Here is a 2,267-nt window from a genome sequence, read left to right on the forward strand (position 1 = left end):
GATCGTGCAGTTTGACGAGCCGCAATGGGCGGTTACGCCCGGTCAGTCGGTGGTGTTATACCAAGGGCCGGTGTGCCTGGGTGGTGGCGTGATCGCCTGAGTCATGGCCCGGCTCGATCGTTGATTTGCGGCAGTTTGCGTAAATTCGAGTATTTATTCGATATTCGCGCCGCCCTTCGGCATTCTGCCCTTGTGCCCTTACCTTGCCTGCCTTATCAATAAGGTTATTCCGCCGCGCTGGCGGGATGTCCGGCAACTGGCACGAAAGGTATTCACCATGTCGATTGGCAAGCGTCTTATCCTGCTGCTGGGCCTGGCCCTTGCTGCGCTATTGATCGTGGGAGCGGTCGGCGTGTCGGCCTTTGCCAGGATGGGCGGGCAGGTCAAGAGCATGACCGATATCACCTTGCCCAGCGTGCAGGCAGTCAATGATGTGGCGCTGTCTTATCGTGATATGCGGGCGCTCTTGCTCTCGCACATCATGGAGCAGGACGCCGATCTGAAAAAAGCTTTCACCCAGAAAGTGACCGATGCCACCGACCGGGCCAAGAAGGCGGTGGGTGGCTATGCCGGCCTCGTGTCGGACGAGACGGACTCCGCCAATTACAAAGCCTTGCAGATTGCCTTCGGCATGTATCTCGAAGGCTATGCCGATGCTTTGAAGGCATCGGCATCGGCCAAGCCTGATGAAGCGGTTGCCGCGCTCTACGGCAAGGTGATTCCCGCCGAGCAGGCCTTGCAGCTGGCCATCGAAAAGTCGGCTGCCTACAACCTGAAAATGCAGGAAAGTGCTGCTGCCGAGGTGGATGCGGTATATCACCGGGCGGTGGGTGCTTTCGTCGTGGTGATTGCCCTGGCCGTAGTGCTTTTGGGCGTATTTGGCTATACGGTTTACCGGGCGGTAACCCGGCCACTGGCGGTGATGGAAAAAACGGTGGAGCGCATCGGGCGCGAGCTGGACTTCACCCAGCGGGTACCGGTAGATAGCCGCGATGAGGTCGGGCTGACCGTATTGGCCTTCAATCGCCTGCTCGATACCCTGCAGCGCAGCTTCCAGGAAATTGCCGGCGCAGTGGGGGGCGTGGCCGGGCAAGCCAATCATATGGCGACGGCGGCACGCAATATGTCGCAAAACTCGTCAGCCGCCAGCGATTCGGCCGCCAGCATGGCCGCTACCGTGGAGCAGGTCACGGTCAGCATCAACCATGTTGCCGACCGGGCTGGCGAGGCCAATGAGGTATCGCGGCGCTCCGGCGAGATTGCCGGTGTCGGCGCCAAGGTGATTGGCGATACCGTTACTGAAATCAATGGCATTGCCGAGCGCGTGCATCAGGCATCCGGCCAGATCGACCAGCTGGCACGCGAGAGTGCGAATATCGGTGCGGTAGTGAACGTTATCAAGGAAGTGGCCGACCAGACCAATCTGCTGGCACTCAATGCGGCGATCGAGGCGGCCCGTGCCGGTGAGCAGGGTCGTGGCTTTGCGGTGGTGGCGGATGAGGTGCGCAAGCTGGCTGAGCGCACTGCTTTGTCCACCCAGGAAATCGGCACGCTGATCACCGCCATCCAGCAAGGCGCCGATGCGGCGGTCAGCAGCATGCGCGAGGTGGTAAGCCGCGTCGAACTTGGCGTGGAAAAAGCGCAGCAGGCTGGCGAATCCATCCAGCAAATCCGCCAGGGTTCGGGCCAGGTTGGCGATATGGTCGAAGACATCAGCCACGCCATACGCGAGCAAAGTGCTGCCAGCCTGAATATCGCCAAGCAGGTCGAGCGTATCGCCCAGACTTCGGAAGACACACGCAGCGCCGCGTCCGATACCTCAGACGCGGCAGGCGAGTTGCTGGTGCTGGCCAACCAGATGCAGACCACGGTGGCCCGCTATCGGGTCTAGCAGTCTTTGCTGCGGCGCGCCGGCGTAAACGTGTGCCGTGGTGCCTTACTCGGATGCCGGCCAGTGCGGTAGCTGTTCGAACTGTGTGCGCAACGCACCATCGATGGCAACGGCGGCGCCGCTGACCTGACTGAAGATGACAAAGGTGACATCGGCGTCGGCAATCACCGTTTGCGTGCCGGCCAGCTTCACCACCTGATGGATCACCCCGCTGCGCCCGCCGATTTTCCGGACGGCCGTCTCGATTTGCAGCACTTCGCCCATCAAGGCGGCGCGCCGGTAATTGATATTGATATTGACGATGACAAAGGCGAGGCCGGACTTCACAAAATAGTCCAGCGAGCCATGGGTTTCGGTAAATCCCCAGCGCGCTTCT

Annotated in this window: 3 protein-coding genes; 2 read left to right on the plus strand and 1 reads right to left on the minus strand. The window is 60.8% G+C overall.

The genetic code is table 11. The features are described 5' to 3' along the window. Window positions 1-100: aminomethyltransferase beta-barrel domain-containing protein (locus ACE3OH_RS21745; protein WP_374358237.1), on the plus strand; the 100-nt coding region annotated here is incomplete at its 5' end. A gap of 177 nt (window positions 101-277) precedes the next feature. Beyond that, entirely contained in the window at window positions 278-1,891 is a 1,614-nt protein-coding gene (locus tag ACE3OH_RS21750) for a methyl-accepting chemotaxis protein (RefSeq protein ID WP_374358231.1), read from the plus strand. A 45-nt stretch (window positions 1,892-1,936) separates the two neighbouring features. On the opposite strand, the gene ACE3OH_RS21755 is transcribed toward ACE3OH_RS21750, so the two are convergent. Further along, window positions 1,937-2,267, minus strand: a 331-nt coding sequence (locus tag ACE3OH_RS21755) for an acyl-CoA thioesterase (RefSeq protein WP_374358234.1), incomplete at its 5' end; no start/stop codon positions are given.

Origin of the sequence: Chitinimonas sp. (genome assembly GCF_041904975.1) — a bacterium.
Lineage (GTDB): Bacteria > Pseudomonadota > Gammaproteobacteria > Burkholderiales > Chitinimonadaceae > Chitinimonas.

What these genes read in the sequence shown, in the direction of transcription:
- ACE3OH_RS21750 (WP_374358231.1), top strand. Translation starts at nt 278, where the DNA reads ATGTCGATTGGCAAGCGTCTTATCCTGCTGCTGGGCCTGGCCCTTGCT.